The organism is Pseudomonas sp. MPC6 (assembly GCF_006094435.1).
Lineage (GTDB): Bacteria > Pseudomonadota > Gammaproteobacteria > Pseudomonadales > Pseudomonadaceae > Aquipseudomonas.
In genome coordinates, this window is record NZ_CP034783.1 from 5,723,201 (window position 1) to 5,740,534 (window position 17,334).

Sequence of the window (17,334 nt, forward strand, 5' to 3'; positions counted from 1 at the left end):
CGCGCACCTTAGCCGAGGGCTTCATCCGGGGAAAGCGATCTGTGCGCTGTTCGTTAAATGTAGGTGAACCTGTAGGAGCTGGCTTGCCAGCGAAGGCAATTTCATAGGCGACAACGAAGTTGACCGACACACAGCATTCGCTGGCAAGCCAGCTCCTACAAGGATCTTCGGTGGATATGGGATTTGATATCCGCCGACTGTTACCAATTCCGAAACGCTGCATGTCAGTAAAAGCCCTTTCTCTATTTGTAACAGGACATTATCCTTACACCCGCCAAGCTGAAACGCTTCCGCCGCCCGCTTCATCTCTGCTGCTTTCCGTTCATCCCAGAAAAAGATCAAGAATTTCTTCCCTATGCCTTATTTTCAATCTTCGCGAGATAGCGCTGTCTGCATGACTGTTGCCAGTCGAAAAGCCCTGAACATGATCGGCGGTTTCGCCGTGTTAAACCTCGCGACCTGCGTCCATGCGGCCCCGGCTTTCGACAGTGACTCACCATGGATGCTCGGCGACTGGAATGGCGCGCGCACCGAGCTATCGGCTAAAGGCTACGACTTCAAAGTCGATTACACCGGTGAAATGGGTAGCAACCTGCACGGCGGTTACGACCACGATCGCACCGCTCGCTACAGTGATCAGTTCGGCTTCGGCACTCACCTGGACCTGCAGAAAATCCTCGGTTGGGACGCTGCCGAGTTTCAGCTGACCATCACCGAGCGCAGCGGCAACAACATCAGCAACGACCGGATCAACGATCCACGGGTCGGCGGCTTCACCTCGGCCCAGGAAGTCTGGGGCCGTGGCCAGACCTGGCGCCTGACGCAGATGTGGTATCAGCAGAAATTCTTCGATCAGAAACTCGACATCAAGGTCGGTCGCTTCGGCGAAGGCGAGGACTTCAACAGCTTTCCCTGCGATTTCCAGAACCTGGCGTTCTGTGGCTCCCAGGTCGGTAACTGGGTCGGGGGCATCTGGTACAACTGGCCGGTCAGCCAGTGGGCGATGCGGGTCAAATATCACCTGACGCCGCAGCTCTACGCGCAGATCGGCGCTTACGAGCAAAACCCGTCGAACCTGGATCGCGACAATGGTTTCAAACTCAGCGGCAGTGGCACCCAGGGCGCGATCCTGCCCGTGGAGCTGGTGTGGTCGCCGAAGCTCAATGGCCTGCCGGGTGAATACCGCGCCGGTTACTACTACAGCAACGCCAACGCCACCGATGCCTACAAGGACAGCAATGGCCAGCCGGCGGCCCTGAGTGGCGAGGCTTACCGCAGCGCATCCAGCAAACACGGGGTGTGGCTCGGTGTGCAACAGCAACTGACCAGCCGCGCCAGCGACCACTCCCGCGGCTTGAGCGTGTTCGCCAACGGCACGATGCATGACAAGAAGACCAATGCCATCGACAACTATGTCCAGGCCGGCGTCGTCTACAAAGGCCTGTTCGATGCCCGCGCCCGGGACGATATCGGCTTCGCCGTCGCTCGGGTCCACGTCAACCCGGCCTATCGCAAGAACGCCGAGGCGACTAACCAGGCTCGCGCGGTATCCGATTACAACGACCCGTCGTTCCTGCCGCCGCAAGACACCGAATACAGCGCCGAACTCTATTACGGCGTGCACGTCACGAACTGGCTGACCGTGCGCCCGAATCTGCAATACATCCGCCACCCCGGTGGCGTCGACCGGGTCGATGACGCGCTGATTGGCGGGATCAAGATCCAGTCATCGTTCTAACCAACACCGTAACCCCCTGTAGGAGCTGGCTTGCCAGCGAAGGCGGCGTGTCAGCCGGCGCAGATGTCAACTGACACACCGCAACCCTGTAGGAGCTGGCTTGCCAGCGAAGGCGGCGTGCCAGCCGGCGCAGATGTCAGCTGACACACCGCAACCCTGTAGGAGCTGGCTTGCCAGCGAAGGCGGCGTGCCAGCCGGCGCAGATGTCAGCTGACACACCGCAACCCTGTAGGAGCTGGCTTGCCAGCGAAGGCGGCGCGTCAGCCGGCGCAGATGTCAGCTGACACACCGCAACCCTGTAGGAGCTGGCTTGCCAGCGAAGGCGGCGCGTCAGCCGGCGCAGATGTCAGCTGACACACCGCAACCCTGTAGGAGCTGGCTTGCCAGCGAAGGCGGCGCGTCAGCCGGCGCAGATGTCAGCTGACACACCGCAACCCTGTAGGAGCTGGCTTGCCAGCGAAGGTGGCGTGTCAGCCGGCGCAGATGTCAGCTGACACACCGCTTTCGCTGGCAAGCCAGCTCCTACAGGGGGTCGCATTCCACCGCACCATTTTCATATGAACCCAGCCCGCACGAGATCGTCATCTACAGTGAACTTGCGCGGGACTACTTAAAACGTCACGGAGAACCACACTATGAGCACTGATGGTGCTTTGAGTCGAAGCCGTCTGCTGCCGAGCCTGCTCGGCATCCTGCTTCTGCTAATGGGCCTGGCCATGCTGGCCGGGGGGATCAAGCTGAGCCTGCTCGGCGGCTCGCTGTACTACCTGCTGGCCGGTATCGGCCTGGCACTCACCGGCGTGCTGCTGATTGCCGCGCGCCGCGCTGCGCTGGGCCTGTACGCACTGGTGCTGTTCGCCAGCACGGTGTGGGCCCTGTGGGAAGTCGGCCTCGACTGGTGGCAACTGGTGCCGCGCCTGGCCATGCTGTTTGCACTGGGCATCGTCATGCTGCTGCCGTGGTTCCGTCGTCCGCTGTTGCGCGCAGGCGCCGCGCCGATGGGCACCGGCGCGCTGAGCGTGGCCGTGGTGCTCGCGGGCGCCACTGCGCTGGCCAGCCAATTCACCAACCCCGGTGAAATCAAAGGCCAACTGGACCGCGACAGCGTGCCGGGCATGACCAACACCGCCCCGGCCATGCCGGACGGAGACTGGAATTCCTACGGCCGCAGCGCCCATGGCGACCGTTACTCGCCACTGGCCCAGATCACCCCGCAGAACGTGAACAAACTGGTACCGGCCTGGACCTACCGCACCGGCGACCTGCCAGGGCCGAACGACCCGGGTGAAACCACCGCCGAAAACACCCCGCTGAAAGTCAACGGCATGCTCTACGTGTGCACGCCGCACAGCCAGGTGATCGCCCTGGACCCGGACACCGGCAAGGAAATCTGGCGTTTCGATCCGAAGCTCTCCACCCAGAACGCGCAGAACTTCAAGGGTTGGGCGCACATGACCTGCCGTGGCGTGACCTATCACGATGACGCCGTCTATGCCTCCGAGCAGAGCCCGACCGGCACCGCCAGCACGACGCCCGTCAGCACCGTCTGCCCACGTCGCATCTTCCTGCCGACCGCCGATACGCGCCTGATCGCCCTCGACGCCGACACCGGCAAGATGTGCGAAGACTTCGGCGACAAAGGCCAGGTCGACCTGCGCGCCAACATCGGCGGCTTCACCGCCGGCGGTTACTACTCCACCTCCCCTCCAGCGGTCACCAAAGACCTGGTGGTGATTGGCGGCCACGTCACCGACAACGTCTCCACCGACGAGCCCAGCGGCGTGATCCGCGCGTTCGACGTGCACACCGGCAAGCTGGTGTGGAACTGGGACAGCGGCAACCCGGACGACACCACCCCTATCGCTGCAGACGAGGTCTACACCCGCAACTCACCGAACATGTGGTCCATGTTCGCGGTCGACGAAAAGCTCGGCATGCTTTACCTGCCGATGGGCAACCAGACCCCGGATCAGTTCGGTGGCGATCGTACGCCTGAGTCGGAACTGCATGCCGCGGGCCTCACCGCCCTCGACATCGCGACCGGCCAGGTGCGCTGGCACATGCAGTTCACCCACCATGACCTGTGGGACATGGACGTCGGTGGCCAGCCCACCCTGATGGACCTGAAAACCGCCGACGGCGTGAAGCCGGCAGTTCTGGCATCCACCAAGCAAGGCAGCATCTACGTGCTGGACCGCAGCACCGGCGAACCCATCGTGCCGATCCACGAAGTGCCGGTGCCACAAGGCGCTGTCGAAGGCGATCGCACCTCACCGACCCAGCCGAAATCCGAGCTGAACCTGATGCCGCCGCCGTTGCAAGAGCGCGACATGTGGGGCGTCACCCCGTTCGACCAGTTGATTTGCCGGATCGACTTCAAGTCCATGCGCTACGACGGCCCGTTCACTCCGCCATCGCTGCAAGGCTCGATTGTCTATCCCGGCAACTTCGGCGTGTTCGACTGGGGCGGCATCGCGGTTGACCCGGTGCGCCAGATCGCTTTCGTGAACCCGAGCTACATGGCGTTCAAATCGAAAATGATCCCGGCATCGGAAATCGCCGCCCAAGGCCCGCGCAAGAGCGAAACCGAAGGCGTGCAGCCGAACAAAGGCGCGCCGTACGGCGTGGTCCTCGAAGCGCTGCTGTCGCCCATGGGCCTGCCGTGCCAGGCACCGGCCTGGGGCTACGTGGCCGCGATCGACCTGACCACCAGCAAAACCATCTGGAAGCACAAGAACGGCACCGTGCGCGACAGCTCGCCGGTTCCGATTCCGTTGAGCATGGGCGTACCCAGCCTGGGCGGAACCTTCACTACCGCCGGTGGCGTGGGTTTCCTCAGCGGTACGCTTGACCAGTACTTGCGTGCCTACGACGTGAAAAACGGCAAGCAACTGTGGGAAGGCCGCCTGCCAGCCGGCGCGCAAACCACCCCGATGACCTACACCGGCAAGGACGGCAAGCAATATGTGCTGGTGGTTGCTGGCGGTCATGGTTCGCTGGGCACCAAGCAGGGTGACTATGTGATTGCGTACAAACTGTCCGAGTAAGTTTTAGCGGCAGTCAAATCAAAGGCGACTCCTGCGAGGGAGTCGCCTTTTTTTATGAACGCTATTTTTTGCCACACTGCCGAATAAATGTGGGAGCGGCGGTGCGGCGATCCGACTTGCTCGCGAAAGCGTTGTGTCAGCCAACTCAGATGCGGAATGTTAAACAGCCTTCGTCGGAACGCCGCCCGGAGCAAGCCCGCTCCCACATTTGATCGTGATCGGCTCGAAATAATTTGCGCACGTCCTACAGATTTAGCGGTTACCGGGAAGTATTCCGACAACTTCTATCGGTTGCCGTGTCGGAAGTCGGGAGGATAGGCTTCGGGGTCGCTGCAAATTCAGCGAACGGGTTTGGTCGCCCAGGTTTAGAATGGCGCACTTTTCGTGCTTGCTTCATGGCGAGCTGTGCGTGGGAGGGCTTCGGCCCTGCCGGGTTCCATTCCCTGGTCGACCAACCTGCGTACGGTTCGCCACCCAACTGCTTGGTCGCAGTCGTGGCGAACTCTCTTTCTTCGAATGGAGCTTCACCATGTTCAAACCAACCCCGAATCCCCCCGAAAACGACACCGTCTCCCCCTACGCCGCCGATTCGAACAAACTCAACGAAGCCGCCGAACGCGCCCTCGATCTCCACTTCCCGTCGACCGCCGACATCAAAGCCACCCCACGCACGCCCAGCACCCTGTTCACAGTGGACCCAAAGGCCACGACCGAAACCCTCGTGGTCTATCTGGTCGAGACGCTGGCCTCGGTCGATGTGATGGTCCATCACCTGGTGGATCACCTGGACGGCGGATCGCGCAATGCTCTTCTGGGTATTTCAAATAGCATCATGCTCGCGGAGATCACGGCGAATCGGGTGCTGGATCAGATCGATTCACCTGCATGAGCACGGTGCCAATAACCAGTTTTTGCCGCTTCTGATGTGAAATGGTTTGCTGCCCTTTTGTAGGAGCGAGCTTGCTCGCGATGGTCGTCAACGATGACGCGCCGGGCCTGATGCCCCGCGGCGTTTTCAGGTTTTTCGCGAGCAAGCTCGCTCCTACCAGGAGCAAAACCGAACATCCTGAATTAATAGCGACCATTGAAACCACCCTCCACCTGCCCCATCTAAGACCCATACTCCATTGCGCAGGTGCCCCATGAGCGACCAGCAAGAATTCCCTGAAGACCCCAGCGAATACGCCGACCCGGAGAACGTTGAACATCATTCCACCGGCAAAGGCCTCGCCCTGCCAGGTCAGAACCTGCCGGACAAGGTCTACATCATCCCGATCCACAATCGCCCGTTCTTCCCGGCCCAGGTACTGCCGGTCATCGTCAATGAGGAACCCTGGGCTGAAACCCTGGATCTGGTGAGCAAATCCGATCACCACTGCCTGGCCCTGTTCTACATGGACACGCCCCAGGAAGACCCCCGCCACTTCGATACCTCGGCCTTGCCACTCTATGGCACGCTGGTCAAGGTGCACCACGCCAGCCGCGAAAACGGCAAACTGCAATTCGTCGCGCAGGGCCTGACTCGTGTGCGTCTCAAGACCTGGCTCAAGCACCATCGCCCGCCGTACCTGGTGGAAGTCGAATACCCGCACCAGCCCACCGAGCCGACCGACGAGGTCAAGGCCTACGGCATGGCGCTGATCAACGCGATCAAGGAACTGTTGCCGCTCAACCCGCTGTACAGCGAAGAGCTGAAGAACTACCTCAACCGCTTCAGCCCCAATGACCCGTCGCCACTGACCGACTTCGCCGCTGCGCTCACCTCGGCAACAGGCAGTGAACTGCAGGAAGTGCTCGATTGCGTGCCCATGCTCAAGCGCATGGAAAAAGTCCTGCCGATGCTGCGCAAGGAAGTCGAGGTCGCACGGCTGCAGAAAGAGATTTCCGCCGAAGTTAACCGCAAGATCGGCGAACATCAGCGTGAATTCTTCCTCAAGGAGCAGTTGAAGGTCATTCAGCAAGAGCTGGGGCTGACCAAGGACGACCGCAGCGCCGACATCGAACAGTTCGAGCAGCGCCTGGAAGACAAAGTGTTGCCGGCCCAGGCGCAGAAACGCATCGACGAGGAAATGAACAAGCTGTCGATCCTCGAGACCGGCTCGCCGGAGTACGCGGTGACCCGCAACTACCTCGACTGGGCGACCTCGGTGCCGTGGGGCGTGTACGGCGAGGACAAACTCGACCTCAAGCACGCCCGCAAGGTGCTGGATAAACACCACGCCGGCCTCGACGACATCAAGGATCGCATCCTCGAATTCCTCGCGGTCGGTGCCTATAAGGGCGAGATCAGCGGCTCCATCGTGCTGCTGGTGGGCCCGCCGGGCGTGGGCAAGACCAGCGTCGGCAAATCCATCGCCGAATCCCTGGGCCGGCCGTTCTACCGCTTCAGCCTCGGCGGCATGCGCGACGAAGCGGAGATCAAGGGCCATCGCCGCACCTATATCGGCGCGCAGCCAGGCAAACTCGTCCATGCGTTGAAAGACGTCGAAGTGATGAACCCGGTGATCATGCTCGACGAGATCGACAAGATGGGCCAGAGCTACCAGGGCGACCCGGCCTCGGCGCTGCTGGAAACCCTGGACCCGGAACAGAACGTCGAATTCCTCGACCACTACCTGGACTTGCGTCTGGATTTGTCGAAAGTGCTGTTCATCTGCACCGCCAATACCCTGGATTCGATTCCCGGCCCGTTGCTGGACCGGATGGAAGTCATTCGCCTGTCGGGTTACATCACCGAAGAAAAAATCGCCATTGCCAAGCGCCACCTGTGGCCCAAGCAGCTCGAGAAAGCCGGTGTGTCCAAAGGCAGCCTGGCCATCAGCGACAGCGCGTTGAAAGCCTTGATCGACGGCTACGCCCGTGAAGCCGGGGTGCGGCAGTTGGAAAAACAACTGGGCAAACTGGTGCGCAAGGCCGTGGTCAAGCTGATCGAAGAGCCGAAAGCGGTGATCAAGCTCGGGCCGAAAGACCTGGAAGCCTCCCTCGGCCATCCGGTGTTCCGCAACGAGCAGGTGCTGTCGGGCACGGGTGTCATCACTGGCCTGGCCTGGACCAGCATGGGCGGCGCAACCCTGCCGATCGAAGCGACGCGGATTCACACCTTGAACCGTGGTTTCAAACTCACCGGGCAACTGGGTGACGTGATGAAGGAGTCGGCGGAAATCGCCTACAGCTACGTCAGTTCCAACCTGAAGTCGTTTGGCGGCGATCCGAAGTTCTTCGACGAAGCCTTCGTCCACCTGCACGTTCCTGAAGGCGCCACCCCGAAAGATGGCCCAAGCGCGGGCGTGACCATGGCCAGCGCCCTGCTCTCGCTCGCCCGAAACCAGGCGCCGAAAAAAGGTATCGCCATGACCGGCGAGTTGACACTGACCGGGCATGTATTGCCGATTGGCGGGGTACGCGAGAAGGTCATTGCGGCACGGCGGCAGAAGATTTTCGAATTGATCCTGCCGGAGCCGAACCGTGGTAGTTTTGAAGAACTTCCAGATTATCTGAAGGAAGGGATAACCGTACACTTTGCCAAGCGCTTTGCGGATGTGGCGAAGATTTTGTTCTAAGCCAACAAACGCGACACTGGAATGGCCAGACTATTGTCTGGCCATTTTTTTTCATCGAACAACACCTACAACCTGAAACATATTCATCTACAAACCCGTTAACTCTAACAGTATTCCGGCCTCTTCATTGACGGTACATTAAAGTCTCCAACCATCATTGAAAGAGATAAACCCATGAACATCCAACTCCGTAGAAACCTTGTCGACAACTGCATCAATGATGAAAGAGAATACCGTCGGTGCTGCCAAAATAATTACTTGAACGCCACCGTTCAGGACCGCGGGGCATTCAACTCCGAAGAGTTTTACGTCAGCGTCGGCTCCCGGGAAATTGTGGCTATCTTCAAAGCCGGTGAAAAACACAGCCCTCAAGATCGCGCCTTCGATTTTTATCTACCGAAAACTATCGAAACCGGGGTTTACACACTACCGTCCACCGGTCAATTGATCGAGATCGCTTTTACCGAATTCCTTCCACCTTACGCCACCTACTATGCATTTAAAGGCGTCCTGGATCTATTCGTAAGCGCTGACAAGCGAGAATACTCCGGCTCATTCAATACCTATTTTAAAGACAAACAAAATCGTGAATTTACATCCGAAGGCGCGTTTGCTTTCTCCCTGGAAAACTAAGATACAAGGCGGAAAATTTCGCGACGTTTTCTACCCGGACAAGGCGATAACCGTGGCCATCGGCACCGGCACGTTAGACACCAACTTCGGCAACATCACTAAAGAACATCAAATAAAGCTTGGCTTTACCCTATCCCGAATTGGCGATATTGAAGGTGAGCTCGGCGTCACCGAATAAGAGCCAGATCAGCTTCGATTTTATTCCTCGCACCAGAGCCCGATGCGTGAGCATTTTCTTCCATCCGGCTCTGGTCACAATTTGTCTCATCTTCAGCTATGCTCGCCGTTCGTCGTGAACGCAGGAGCTGCTGACTTATGTCCCCCACCCGCTTGTTGATCCCCCTCGCCTTCGCCTTGCTGGCCGCCTGCGCCACGCAACCTGCACACAACGTGACCGTGGAAAAACAAAGCGCATGCCCGACGAAACTGCACTCTGGGCAAACCCTGACCCTGAGGCTGCCCAGCAACCCGACCACGGGTTATCGCTGGGCCATCCAGGACTCGGCCGGTGGCGTGTTGCGTGCGCTGGGCCCCGAGGTGTACAGCAACCCGGAAGACGCCGGTGTCGTTGGCGCTGCCGGGGTCTCGATCTGGCGCTTCCAGGCCTTCGCCAACGGTACCGGGCGCTTGCGCCTGACGTCCCAGCAGCCCTGGGCGCCGGAAGTGTTGCCGGTGGAAACATTCGACTGCGTCATCTCGGTTAACTGATCGTGGGCTGGCTGATTCTGGCACTGATGGGGGCGGTGACGTTCCTCTACGGCCTCAGCGTGCATGCCGCCTTGCTGTGCCTGTTGGTGAAGCCCTTGCCGGTACTGGCCTTGCTCGGTTGGCTGCACGATGCACCGCCCAGCGAATATCGACGCTGGATCAGCCTTGGATTGATGTTCTCCCTGCTCGGCGATGTGCTGCTGGCGTGGCCGGGGGATTTGTTTGTATTCGGCCTCGGGGCGTTTCTGCTGGCCCACCTGGCGTATCTGAAAGCTTACTTGAGCGATTGCCGGCGGTTGGCGGTATTGCCGCTGATCATCGCTCTGGGCGTCGGCGCGTTGTTGCTGGGGATCTTGATTGCCAATGGGTTGGGTCCACTACTGATCCCGGTGATTGTCTATGGCTTGGCCATCAGCGCCATGCTCTGGCGGGCGCTGGCCCGACTCGGCACCGATGTGCCGAAACGCTCGGCCCTGTTGGCGGCGGCGGGCGCGGTGGCGTTTGTGTTTTCCGACAGCGTGATTGGCATCGACCGCTTTGTCGCGCCGTTCCATGCCGCGCCTTATGTGATTATCCTCAGCTATTGGCTGGGGCAATGGGGAATCACCGCCTCGGCGTTCACCCAGAAACCGCGCTGAACCCTGTGGCGAGGGAGCTTGCTCCCGCTGGGCTGCGAAGCAGCCCCAACACCATTCAATCGAGTTTTATCTGATCCCCCGATTGGCCGGGTCTACGACTGCTGCGCCTGGGCGCGGATCGGCCGGACGGGAGCAAGCTCCCTCGCCACAACAGCACTTCACCGCTAGAACGAGGGCGACACCACCGGTTTATCAGACAACCCGCGCATCCCCACGCCAAGTTGGCTAAAATGCCGGCCTTTTCCACCCAAGCCGCTGGAACCGCCGTGAGCAAAGAACCCGATCGCCTTTTCGCCCAGCCTTTGGCCCAGGTGCCTGACTTCGCCTTCAATGAGGACGTGGTGCGGGTGTTCCCGGACATGATCAAGCGCTCGGTGCCGGGTTATCCGACCATCGTTGAAAACCTCGGCGTGCTTGCCGCACAGTTCGCTCAACCGAACAGCGTGCTCTACGACCTGGGCTCGTCCCTCGGCGCCGTGACCCAGGCCTTGCGCCGCCATGTGCGCACCGACGGTTGCCGGGTGATCGCTGTGGATAACTCCGCGGCCATGGTCGAACGCTGCCGCGAGTATCTCAATGGCCAGGACTCGATGTTCCAGGAGTTGCTGCCCGTCGAAGTGATCGAAGGCGACATCCTCGCCCTGCAGTTCCAGCCAGCCTCGGTGGTGGCGCTGAATTTCACCCTGCAATTCATCGCCCCGGACCAGCGCAGCGCGTTGCTGTCGCGCATCCGCCAGTCACTTTTGCCCGGTGGTGCGCTGATTCTTTCGGAAAAGCTGCGTTTCAACGATCCCGAAGAGCACGCGCTGCTCACCGACCTGCATGTGGCCTTCAAACGCGCCAACGGCTACAGCGAGCTGGAAATCGCCCAGAAGCGCAGCGCCATCGAAAACGTCATGAAGCCCGACAGCCTCGAAGAACACCGCGAGCGCCTGCTGGCGGCCGGGTTCTCGAAAGTCGTGCCATGGTTCCAGTGTCTTAACTTTGCCTCGTTGATTGCCTTGCCATGATCGATCTGTCCCCCCTCGCCCGCCGACTGGCCGGCACTCCCCTGGCTGACTGGGCCAACACCCTGCAGGCGCAACTCGACAAGAAAATGGAAAAGGGTCATGGCGACCTGGAGCGTTGGCAAAGCGCGCTGGACGCCTTGCCGAAGATCCAGCCGAGCGAAGTCGACTTGTTGAACGGCTTGAAGCTGGACACCGAGTGCGACGATGAGACCCGCGCGCAGATGCGCACGGCCTTGATGGGGTTGTCGCCGTGGCGCAAAGGGCCGTTCGATCTGTTCGGCGTGCACGTCGACACCGAATGGCGCTCGGACTGGAAATGGTCGCGGGTCGCGCCACACCTGGATTTGAAGGGCAAACGCATCCTCGATGTCGGCTGCGGGAACGGTTATTACATGTGGCGCATGCTCGGCGCCGGTGCCGACAGCGTGATTGGCGTCGACCCCAACTGGCTGTTCTTCTGCCAGTTCCAGGCGGTGCAGCGCTACCTGTCCGAGCCCAACGCCTGGCACCTGCCGTTTCCCTTTGAGGATCTGCCGGCCAACCTGGAAGGTTTCGACACGGTGTTTTCCATGGGGGTGTTCTACCACCGCCGCTCGCCGATCGAGCACTTGCTGGCGCTGAAGGATTGCCTGGTTAAGGGTGGCGAACTGGTGCTGGAAACACTGGTGATCGAAGGCGATCGGCAGCAGGTGCTGGTACCGGAAGACCGGTACGCGCAGATGCGTAATGTATGGTTCCTGCCGTCGGTGCCGGCGCTGGAGCTGTGGTTGCGGCGTGCCGGGTTCAGCGATGTGAAGTGCGTGGATGTCAGCGTGACCACGGTCGAGGAACAGCGCGGGACGGAGTGGATGAAGTATCAGTCGTTGAGCGACTTCCTTGATCCTGAGGACCACGGCAAGACGATTGAAGGGCTGCCGGCGCCGATGCGGGCGGTGATTGTGGCCCGCAAGTAACCCCAATCTCCTGACCGATGGAGATCACTCTGTAGGAGCTGGCTTGCCAGCGAAAGCGGTAGATCAGTCAACATCATTGTTGAATGTGATGCCGCCTTCGCTGGCAAGCCAGCTCCTACAGGGGTTTGGTGTTCAGTCTGCGGGTTTTGCGCGGCGGGCCTTGAAAAACTCGCTCAGGGCCGCCCCGCATTCCTCCGCCAATACCCCGCCTTCAAACAGCACTCGATGGTTGAGAAACCCTTGGGTAAAAAACTGCCCCTGACTCTGCACAATCCCGGCTTTCGGCTCTAAAGCGCCATACACCACCCGCGCAATCCGCGAATGCACGATCAACCCGGCGCACATGCTGCACGGTTCAAGCGTCACGTAGAGCGTACTGCCCGGCAAACGGTAGTTGCTCGCGGCTTGGGCGGCGGCGCGGATCGCGACCATCTCGGCGTGGGCGCTGGGGTCGTTGCCGCTGATCGGGCAGTTGAAGCCGCGGCCGATGATCTCGCCGTTTTGGACCAGCACCGCGCCCACCGGCACTTCGCCCAGTGCTGCGCCCTGGGCGGCGAGCGTCAGGGCTTCACGCATGAAATCACGATCACGGCTGCGATCGATGATCGCCACGGGACGAATCTGACGCATCACGCCACCTCGATGGCGGCCATAAGGCCGGTTTCCATGTGGTCGATCACATGGCAATGGAACATCCACACCCCCGGATTATCCGCCACCAGCGCCACCTGGGCGCGTTCGTTCTTGCCCAGCAGGTAGGTGTCGGTGAAGTACGGAATCACCTTGTGCCGGTTCGAGGCGATGACCTTGAAGCTCATGCCGTGCAGGTGAATCGGGTGTTGATACTGAGTCATGTTCTTCAGTTCGAAAATGTAGCTCTTGCCCTTTTCGAGTTTGGCAATCGGACGGTCGGCGCAGGTCTTGTCCGTAATGTCCCAGGCCTTGCCATTGATCTGCCACAGGCTCGGCGGCCGGCCGTTGTCGACGTTCACCGACACCGAACCCACCCATTCGAAATTGAAGTTGAGTTTCTCGGCAGTGGCCAGGTCCGGCTCGGCCACCGGGTTGGCGGGCAGCGCCGGAGGCCACGCGGTCGGTGCATCGGTGTTCGCCACCGAGCGCAACGTGCCCAGGCGTACCGGGCCGTTGCGCAGGGATAGTTCCTCACCGGCTGGCGGCGCCTTGATCGCCAGGCAAATGCGCATGCCGGGGCCAAGCCAGTATTCCTTGCCCAGTGGCCGCGGCTCGATGGGATTACCGTCCAGCGCGTAGATCTGCGCTTCGACCCCGGGAATGTTCAGGCGGTAAGTCAGGGTGTTGTCGAGGTTGAGCAGGCGCACGCGGGTGATCTGCCCGGCAGGCAAGTCGATCACCGCTTGCGACACGCCATTGATCGTCGACAGGCGCCCGGCCGTGCCGCCCCGGGCCGCTTCACGAGGAATGCTGAACGCGACAAAGGCGCCCGCTTCATCGACGTGCCAGCTCTTGAGGCTCAAGGTCTTCTCGTACTTGAAACCGGTGGGCTCGCGCTCTTCGATAATCAGTGGGCCAACCAGGCCGCGACCGAGTTCTTCACTGCTGTTCACATGCGGGTGATACCAGTAGCTGCCGGCGTCGGGCACGCGGAATTTGTAGTCGAAGTATTCACCCGGCAACACGGGAAGCTGCGACACGTAGGGCACGCCGTCCATCTCCAGCGGCAGGCGGATGCCGTGCCAGTGGATGGTGGTCGCGACCGGCAGGTGGTTGATGAATCGCACCCGCAGCCATTCACCCTGACGCACGCGCAACTCGGTGCCCGGCGCCGACGGGCCGAATGCCCAGGCTTCGGTGGTGTGCCCGGCCACCAGCTCGACGTCCAGCGGTGCCGCGATCAGCTCATAGTCGTGGCCCGCGTCGGCGTCGGCCATCTTGCCCAGCCAGTACCGCGACGCGCCCCCCGCTCCGACACCAACGACAACAAGACCGGCCAGGCCACCGAGGATTTGGCGACGGGTAAAGGACATGAACTCAACTACCTCACGTATCAGCGACAGGCGCGGGGCCTGTAAAAGGCGAATACGATACACCTGCGGATGAGAAACAGTAAGGGTGGCGCGGCGGATGGCCACACCCAAGGCATGGCTGACACCGCGCCTGGGGTTAAGGTGGACTCCCTCGCCACAGGGGGATTGGTTATGGCTGGAGGCCTGTGATCAGATGCACCACCCCGTCATCCAGCAGCATGACGCCCGGCACACCCGCCGCCGTCAAAGCTTGCCGATCCAGCCGCTCCACATCCCGCAACTCCACCCGCACCCGGGTCAGCGCCACGGCCTTGTGCGACTTGACGTTATCCACTCCGCCCAGCGCCGCCACCACGTTTGCCGCCAACCCGGCTACCGCTTGCGCAACGACCTTGGGCTCATCCACCACCAGGTCCGGGGTCAACGCCTTCCAGAATGCCTGCTGCATTTTCTCAAACATGTCCGTTCTCCAGAACCGGTGAAGTATCGACCGTTGCCTCGTGGTACAACCGCAGTGCCTCGCGCACCTGATCGGCGCTGTCCAGGCCAAGCACTTGCTGGGCGATGGCCTGGCAGTCCGCCAGGTCCACTTCGCGAACCGCGGCCTTGATCGCCGGAATCAACGGCACGCTCACCGACAGTTCGTCCACGCCGAGGCCCAGCAACAACGGCACCGCCAGGGTCTCGGACGCCATGGCTCCGCACACACCGACCCATTTACCGTGGGTATGGGCGGCCTTGACGGTACTGGCGATCAGGCGCAGCACCGACGGATGGAAGCTGTCGGCCTGAGCGGCCAGGCGCGGGTGATCGCGGTCCATGGCCAGTGTGTACTGGGTCAGATCGTTGGTGCCGATCGAGAAGAAGTCCACCTCCGGCGCAAACAGGTCGGCCATCAGTGCCGCAGCCGGCACTTCGATCATGATCCCCAGTTTGGGCAATTCGTCGAGACCCAAAGCCAGTGCTTCTTCCTCCAGCAGCTGGCGGGCCAGTCGCAGCTCCGACAGCTGCGTGACCATCGGCAGCATGATGTGCAGGCGCGCCAGTCCTGCGCAGGCAAGGATGGCCTTGAACTGATCGCGCAACAGCTGCGGGCGCTCCAGGCACAAGCGTATGCCGCGCATGCCGAGGAACGGGTTGGTTTCGCTGTCCATCGGTACGTAGGCCAGGGGTTTGTCGCCGCCGACATCCAGCGTGCGCACCACCAGACTGCGCGATGGCCCCAGGGCACGCGCGATAGCGCTGTACGTGCCGGCCTGTTCTGCATGGCTCGGCGCGTGGTTGCGATCCAGGTACAGAAACTCCGAACGCAGCAGGCCGACGCCCTCGCCGCCCAGGGTCATGGCCTGCTCGGTCTCGCCCAGCGAGGCGACGTTGGCCGTGACTTCGACGTGATGACCGTCACGGGTGCAGGCGGCCAGCATTGCGTGTGCCAGGACATGCTGATGGCGTTGCTCCTGGCGCTGACGATCGACCCGCAGTTGCTCGATGGCGGCCAGTTCCGGGTCCAGGTGCAGCTCGCCCTTGTCGGCGTCGAGCAACACCAGGCTGCCGTTCCTCAGCGCCAGTACCTGGGCGGGCAACCCGCAGATCGCCGGCAAACCGGCAGCCCGTGCGAGAATCGCGACGTGACTGGTGGCGCCACCACCGACCGTGGCAAACCCCAGGACCTTGCGGGTATCGAGCCCGGCGGTCTGGGATGGTGTCAATTGATCGGCAATCAGGATCGCCCCTTCAGGCAATTCAATTGCTTGATCCTGCACGCCGAGGATCAGCTTCAGCACCCGCTGGCCGACATCCACCAGGTCCGCCGCCCGTTCGGCCAGCAATGCACTGCCCAGGCCCTTGAACAAGGCTGCCGTTGCCTCGGTCGCTGCGCGCCAGGCAAACGCCGCGCTCTTGCCGGCGCTGATCAGCGCTTCGGCCTGATCCAGCAGACTCGGGTCTTCGAGCAGTGCCTGATGGGCCTTGAAGATCTCTGCCTGAGCATCCCCGGTGGCCTTGTCACGCAACTGCTGCAACGCCAGGGCCGCCTGAGCCAAGGCACGAGCGAGCTGCTCGCGCTCAGCCTGCGCTCCCCTGCCGGGCTCGCTCACCTCAAGCGTTTGCTCGGCGATCTGCACCACCTGACCAAAGCCCGACCCCGGTGATGCGCACACGCCGCGCAACACCTTCAACGATGAAGGCTCCAGCGCCTCGACTGGCGTTGGCACCGCCACTGTTTCCCCACAGCCCCCGGTCAGCAATGCCGCCAGCGTACTGATCGCCTCTTCCGCATCCCGGCCCGCCGCACTGACTTGCACGATGTCGCCAAAGGCCGTCTGCAACGCCATGATCGCCACCAGGGATTTGGCGTTCGCGCTCTCCTGGTGTTTATGCAGGTGAATACTCGCCGAAAAGCCTTTGGCAGCCTGGGCGAATACCGCGGCAGGACGGGCGTGCAAGCCGTTCGGGTTGGCCAGTGTCACTGGCTTGGAGAACAGCGCCTCGCCCTCTTCCGGCACCGGCTCATCGGCTGTCTGCTCCTCGGGATGCACGCTCAGCAGCGGCTGGCCCCCTTCCACCCTACCCGTCTGCGGCACTAACCAGGTGAAGGGCTCACCACTGACCACCAGCATCAGGGTCAACAAGCTGCGGGCGTGCAAGGCGAGGTAATCGGCATCGAACTCGATCAGCGCCTGCCCCGCCTCGATCCGCTGGCCTTCCTCCACCAACCGGGTGAACCCCTTGCCGGCCAGGTTCACCGTGTCGAGCCCGATGTGCATCAACACCTGCACGCCATTGTCGTCGGTGATGCCGACGGCGTGCCCGCTGTCCTGCACATTGCTGACCACTCCGGCCAACGGTGCGCACAGGGTTTGCGAGGTCGGATCGATGCACAGGCCGTCGCCAATCACGCGACTCGAGAATACCGGGTCCGGCACCTGGTCCAGCGGCATCAGCACGCCGGACAAAGGTGCCAGCAGTTGCAATTGTTGGGGTGTGGCCATGACGTCACCTGCTGTTTCGTTCTTTATAAAAGACGCTTGCGATCTCGTGGT

The 17,334-nt window shown here is 61.4% G+C and carries 15 protein-coding genes; 11 read left to right on the plus strand and 4 right to left on the minus strand.

Translation table 11 applies throughout. The features are described 5' to 3' along the window. Positions 1-119: 119 nt before the first annotated feature. The 11 genes from ELQ88_RS34390 (at position 120) to cmoB (ending at position 12,287) form a co-directional block, all read left to right on the plus strand. Complete coding sequence (locus tag ELQ88_RS34390; protein WP_178084668.1) at positions 120-398, plus strand: hypothetical protein; 279 nt, start codon at positions 120-122, stop codon at positions 396-398. Beyond that, positions 356-1,738, plus strand: coding sequence for a carbohydrate porin (locus ELQ88_RS28550; RefSeq protein WP_138969005.1), 1,383 nt, complete (start codon positions 356-358; stop codon positions 1,736-1,738). The genes ELQ88_RS34390 and ELQ88_RS28550 overlap by 43 nt, the downstream gene beginning before the upstream one ends. A 635-nt stretch (positions 1,739-2,373) precedes the next feature. Then, positions 2,374-4,785 (plus strand): glucose/quinate/shikimate family membrane-bound PQQ-dependent dehydrogenase, encoded by a 2,412-nt coding sequence (locus ELQ88_RS28555; protein WP_138969006.1) that lies wholly within the window; start codon positions 2,374-2,376, stop codon positions 4,783-4,785. Between the two features lie 529 nt (positions 4,786-5,314). After that, positions 5,315-5,674, plus strand: coding sequence for a DUF6124 family protein (locus ELQ88_RS28560; RefSeq protein WP_128872667.1), 360 nt, complete (start codon positions 5,315-5,317; stop codon positions 5,672-5,674). 253 nt (positions 5,675-5,927) lie between these two features. Beyond that, on the plus strand, positions 5,928-8,345 hold the full coding sequence (gene lon, locus ELQ88_RS28570) for an endopeptidase La (RefSeq protein WP_138969008.1): 2,418 nt from the start codon (positions 5,928-5,930) through the stop codon (positions 8,343-8,345). A gap of 174 nt (positions 8,346-8,519) precedes the next feature. Then, on the plus strand, positions 8,520-8,978 hold the full coding sequence (locus ELQ88_RS28575; RefSeq protein ID WP_138969009.1) for a hypothetical protein: 459 nt from the start codon (positions 8,520-8,522) through the stop codon (positions 8,976-8,978). 52 nt (positions 8,979-9,030) lie between these two features. Next, positions 9,031-9,156 carry a hypothetical protein gene (locus tag ELQ88_RS35005; protein ID WP_267464302.1) on the plus strand — a complete coding sequence of 42 codons (126 nt, stop codon included), beginning with the start codon at positions 9,031-9,033 and terminating at the stop codon, positions 9,154-9,156. Positions 9,157-9,293: 137 nt separating this feature from the next. After that, entirely contained in the window at positions 9,294-9,686 is a 393-nt protein-coding gene (locus ELQ88_RS28580) for a protease inhibitor I42 family protein (protein ID WP_128872670.1), read from the plus strand. 2 nt (positions 9,687-9,688) lie between these two features. Next, positions 9,689-10,324 (plus strand): lysoplasmalogenase, encoded by a 636-nt coding sequence (locus ELQ88_RS28585; protein ID WP_128872671.1) that lies wholly within the window; start codon positions 9,689-9,691, stop codon positions 10,322-10,324. A gap of 230 nt (positions 10,325-10,554) precedes the next feature. Continuing rightward, positions 10,555-11,334, plus strand: a complete 780-nt coding sequence (cmoA, locus tag ELQ88_RS28590; RefSeq protein WP_178084715.1) for a carboxy-S-adenosyl-L-methionine synthase CmoA — start codon at positions 10,555-10,557, stop codon at positions 11,332-11,334. Next, a complete protein-coding gene (gene cmoB, locus ELQ88_RS28595; RefSeq protein ID WP_138969011.1) occupies positions 11,331-12,287 on the plus strand; it encodes a tRNA 5-methoxyuridine(34)/uridine 5-oxyacetic acid(34) synthase CmoB in 957 nt (318 codons plus the stop codon). Before cmoA ends, cmoB begins: the two co-directional genes overlap by 4 nt. A gap of 132 nt (positions 12,288-12,419) precedes the next feature. Here cmoB and tadA read toward each other — a convergent pair whose 3' ends face one another. From tadA to ptsP, 4 genes are all read right to left on the minus strand, one after another. Then, entirely contained in the window at positions 12,420-12,917 is a 498-nt protein-coding gene (tadA, locus tag ELQ88_RS28600; protein WP_128872675.1) for a tRNA adenosine(34) deaminase TadA, read from the minus strand. Next, positions 12,917-14,293, minus strand: a complete 1,377-nt coding sequence (locus ELQ88_RS28605) for a multicopper oxidase family protein (RefSeq protein WP_128872676.1) — start codon at positions 14,291-14,293, stop codon at positions 12,917-12,919. The genes tadA and ELQ88_RS28605 overlap by 1 nt, the downstream gene beginning before the upstream one ends. Before the next feature lie 169 nt (positions 14,294-14,462). Beyond that, a complete protein-coding gene (locus ELQ88_RS28610) occupies positions 14,463-14,753 on the minus strand; it encodes a PTS transporter subunit EIIB (protein ID WP_138969012.1) in 291 nt (96 codons plus the stop codon). Continuing rightward, positions 14,746-17,283: a phosphoenolpyruvate--protein phosphotransferase gene (gene ptsP, locus ELQ88_RS28615; RefSeq protein WP_138969013.1), complete on the minus strand. Its 2,538-nt coding sequence runs from the start codon at positions 17,281-17,283 to the stop codon at positions 14,746-14,748. Before ptsP ends, ELQ88_RS28610 begins: the two co-directional genes overlap by 8 nt. Between the last annotated feature and the right edge of the window lie 51 nt (positions 17,284-17,334).

Coding starts and splice junctions, on each gene's coding strand:
- ELQ88_RS28550 (WP_138969005.1), top strand. CDS start 356: ATGCCTTATTTTCAATCTTCGCGAGATAGCGCTGTCTGCATGACTGTT.
- ELQ88_RS28555 (WP_138969006.1), top strand. CDS start 2,374: ATGAGCACTGATGGTGCTTTGAGTCGAAGCCGTCTGCTGCCGAGCCTG.
- ELQ88_RS28560 (WP_128872667.1), top strand. CDS start 5,315: ATGTTCAAACCAACCCCGAATCCCCCCGAAAACGACACCGTCTCCCCC.
- lon (WP_138969008.1), top strand. CDS start 5,928: ATGAGCGACCAGCAAGAATTCCCTGAAGACCCCAGCGAATACGCCGAC.
- ELQ88_RS28575 (WP_138969009.1), top strand. CDS start 8,520: ATGAACATCCAACTCCGTAGAAACCTTGTCGACAACTGCATCAATGAT.
- ELQ88_RS28580 (WP_128872670.1), top strand. CDS start 9,294: ATGTCCCCCACCCGCTTGTTGATCCCCCTCGCCTTCGCCTTGCTGGCC.
- cmoA (WP_178084715.1), top strand. CDS start 10,555: ATGCCGGCCTTTTCCACCCAAGCCGCTGGAACCGCCGTGAGCAAAGAA.
- cmoB (WP_138969011.1), top strand. CDS start 11,331: ATGATCGATCTGTCCCCCCTCGCCCGCCGACTGGCCGGCACTCCCCTG.
- tadA (WP_128872675.1), bottom strand. CDS start 12,917: ATGCGTCAGATTCGTCCCGTGGCGATCATCGATCGCAGCCGTGATCGT.
- ELQ88_RS28605 (WP_128872676.1), bottom strand. CDS start 14,293: ATGTCCTTTACCCGTCGCCAAATCCTCGGTGGCCTGGCCGGTCTTGTT.
- ELQ88_RS28610 (WP_138969012.1), bottom strand. CDS start 14,753: ATGTTTGAGAAAATGCAGCAGGCATTCTGGAAGGCGTTGACCCCGGAC.
- ptsP (WP_138969013.1), bottom strand. CDS start 17,283: ATGGCCACACCCCAACAATTGCAACTGCTGGCACCTTTGTCCGGCGTG.